2 protein-coding genes are annotated in these 1695 nt (G+C 65.4%); both read right to left on the reverse strand.

Features of this window, described 5'->3' with window-relative positions:
• On the reverse strand, window positions 1-352 hold a 352-nt coding region (locus ENZ75_RS31015), incomplete at its 3' end, for a LamB/YcsF family protein (RefSeq protein WP_206617142.1).
• A gap of 12 nt (window positions 353-364) precedes the next feature.
• Window positions 365-1695, reverse strand: a 1331-nt coding sequence (locus ENZ75_RS31020) for a molybdopterin cofactor-binding domain-containing protein (protein WP_164888146.1), incomplete at its 5' end; no start/stop codon positions are given.

Consider the following 1695-nt stretch of genomic DNA (forward strand, 5'->3'; position numbering starts at 1 on the left):
CGGCCATGCCGTAAATGATGCCATGCGGCTTGACATGGCTGAGTTGCCCGCCCTCGGCGGCCAGCATCCCTGTCAGAGCACCGATTTGATAGAGGAAGGCAGCTGTCAGTTCCTCCGGCTGAAGTCTCATTTCGCGCCGGCCGAACCCCTCACGATCGGGAAGGGAGGGATGCGCGCCGACCCGCTTGCCATGCGAAAGGGCGAGCCGCACGGTCTTCAGCATCGTCCATGGATCGGAGGCGTGGAAGCCGCAGGCGATGTTGGCGCAATCGATATGAGGCATGATGCCGGCATCGTCACCGAAGCGCCAGTTGCCGTAGCTTTCGCCCATGTCGCAGTTCAGGGTGACCATGGTTTACTTGCCTCAGCCCAGAGTGTTCAACGCCCAGCCGGGGGCGATGTGCGGGAATTCCGGCGGTGGTTCGCGCTCATGCAGCAGTCGAAGCACGCGCGGCGGCGTCAGTGGCAGCTGCCGCACCGGCTTGCCGATGGCGCGTGCCACAGCGCAGCCGATCGCCGCGCCCACCGCCAGGATCGGGACCTCGCCCGCACCCTTGGTGCCTAGAGGCCCCATCGACGGCGCGCCCTCGTAAAGGTCGGCGGCGACCGGAACCACATCCTGCGCCAGCGGCAGGCGATAAGTCTCGAAATCGTCCTGCGCGATGCATCCGTCGGCGGTGAGCGTCACCTCCTCGTGCAACGCATAGCCGAGCCCCTGTACCACGCCGCCCTGTATCTGGCCCAGGATGGCGCGCGGGTTGAGCGCGCGGCCGACATCTTGAACTACGCGATAGGCCAGCACCTCGACATGGCCGGTGTCCGGATCAACCGCCACCTCGGCCTCGTGAACGACGAAGACGGGAATGTCGAGCGCATCGATGAAATGCCCCATCGCGCAGCCGGACATTGCCGGAGTGTTCCTGGCGGCAAAGGCCCCGCTTCCGGTGATCGGGCCAGTGGTTGCCTGTGCATGGGCGACGACAGCGGGGATCGACATGCCGGAACCGGGACGTCCCGTGATCTCGACACGACCGTCCCGCAGCACCAGGTCTTCCGGTCGGGTCTGGAGCATCTCGCCGGCGGTCCGAAGCAGCTTCTCCCGCACTTCCGCGCAGGCGGCGATGCTCGCGGCACCAATGGACACGGTGGTGCGCCCACCGCCAACGCCGACATCGAGACCGGCGGCATCCGTATCGGCTTCGCGCACGATCACCTGGTCGGGAGCAAGCCCGAGCTGCCCAGCCACGATCTGCGGCAGGGATTGCACCATCGTGCCGGATCCGATCTCCACACCCGAGGTGACCAGCGTTGCGCTGCCGTCGGCGTTCAAATTCACCGTCGCCGCCGAAGGCCCGACGAAAACGAACCATGTGCCGACCGTGGTCGCAATTCCATAGAGCCTGCCGTCGGCCTCGGCCTCTGATGTACCGGTGCTGGCGCGCAGTGTCTCCATGCGATCGAGCATCGGACCCAGCACGTCGGCCTCGAAAACCTGCCCCGTGGCACCGAGATCGCCATCTCCCAGGACATTTTTCTTCCGGAACTCCATTGGGTCGAAGCCTAGCGCATCGCAGATTTCGTCGGTGTGTCGCTCCAACGCGAAGGTGTTGTAGACGCCGTTGCAAGCTCGGAAAGCGCCGTTGGGTGGTGTGTTGGTGTATACGGCGCGGCTGACGAGCCGCGTTGCGCCAACCC

This window comes from Mesorhizobium sp. M7A.F.Ca.CA.002.04.1.1 (genome assembly GCF_004022805.1).
Classification (GTDB): Bacteria; Pseudomonadota; Alphaproteobacteria; order Rhizobiales; family Rhizobiaceae; genus Mesorhizobium; species Mesorhizobium ciceri.